Consider the following 1,222-nt stretch of genomic DNA (forward strand, 5'->3'; position numbering starts at 1 on the left):
GGGGGGGGGGGGGCCGCGCGGGGGCGCGGGCGGGCCCCCCCCCCCCCCGGGCCCCCCCCGGGGGGGGGGGGGGGCCCCCCCCGGGGGGGGGGCCCCCCCCCCCCCCCCCGCGCTGGTTCAGCGCGCCGGGACGGCCGTGCCGTAGAAGGCGTCCAGCGCGTACACGCAGCGGTCCTTGGAGCCGACGAAGACCCGGCCGCCGACCGCGACCGGCGAGCCGGTCAGCTCGCCCTTGGTGCCGAGCTCCCAGCGCAGCTGACCGCTCGCCAGGTCCAGGGTGTGCAGCGAGTGGTCCCGGCTGCCCAGGTGCACCAGGCCGTCGGCCACCGCCGGGGAGCCGACGATCTCGCCGCGCGCCGTGTAGCGCCAGCGCTCCCGGCCGCTCGCCGCCTCGAAGGCGTACAGCACCCCGCCGCTGCCGACCAGCACCATGCCGTCCCCGACCACCACCGGCTCGGCGCCCTGGCGGTTGCCGGTGACCCCGCGCCAGCGGTCCCGGCCGGTGGCCGCGTCCAGCGCGTACACCGTCCCGAGGTAGTCGGCCACGTAGACCGCGTCGGCGTCCAGCGCGGGCGGGGTGAACAGCACCACCGGGGCCTCGAAGCGCCAGCGCTCGACCCCGCTGGCCGCGTCCAGCGCGTACACCCGGGAGCCGGCCGTCACGTACAGCACGCCGCCGCGCTCGACCGGGTGCGAGGGCACGTCCTCGCCGACCGGGAAGGACCAGCGCAGGCCGGCGCCGTGCGGGTCGATGCAGCGCAGCCGCCCGGCCCCGTAGTAGTAGGCCGCGCCGGCCACCAGGACCGGTCCGGACTGCGGGTTCTCGTAGTCCTGCTGGGCGTCGTCGGCCCGCCACAGCTCGGCGCCGTTGGCGGCCGAGCGCAGCTGGACGCCGCCGCCGCGGACGCCGCAGCACAGCACCCCGTCGGCGGCGGAGAGCGAGTAGACCCAGCCGTCCAGTGAGGTGCGCCAGCGCTCGGTGCCGTCCGCGACGTCCACGGTGTACAGGTGCGGGCCGTCGGCCGCGTGCACCCGGCCGGCGTCCACCGCGAGCGCCCAGGCGACGTCCCGGGTCTTGTAGCGCCGCTCGCCGGAGGCGATGTCCAGCGCGTGCACCTCGAAGCTGGAGACGAAGAGCGTGGCGTGGGGGCCCCCCGCGGGGGCCCCCACCGCGGGGGGGAAACCGGGACCCCCGCGGGGCCCCGCGGGGGGCCGCCGGCCG

Annotated in this window: 1 protein-coding gene; it reads right to left on the minus strand. The window is 79.3% G+C overall.

Annotation, left to right across the window (positions count from 1 at the left end):
* Positions 1-117 precede the first annotated feature (117 nt).
* Positions 118-1,170 (minus strand): PQQ-binding-like beta-propeller repeat protein, encoded by a 1,053-nt coding sequence (locus ACFV6I_RS39685; RefSeq protein WP_380431171.1) that lies wholly within the window; start codon positions 1,168-1,170, stop codon positions 118-120.
* Between the last annotated feature and the right edge of the window lie 52 nt (positions 1,171-1,222).

The organism is Kitasatospora sp. NPDC059803, assembly GCF_042732255.1.
GTDB lineage: Bacteria > Actinomycetota > Actinomycetes > Streptomycetales > Streptomycetaceae > Kitasatospora.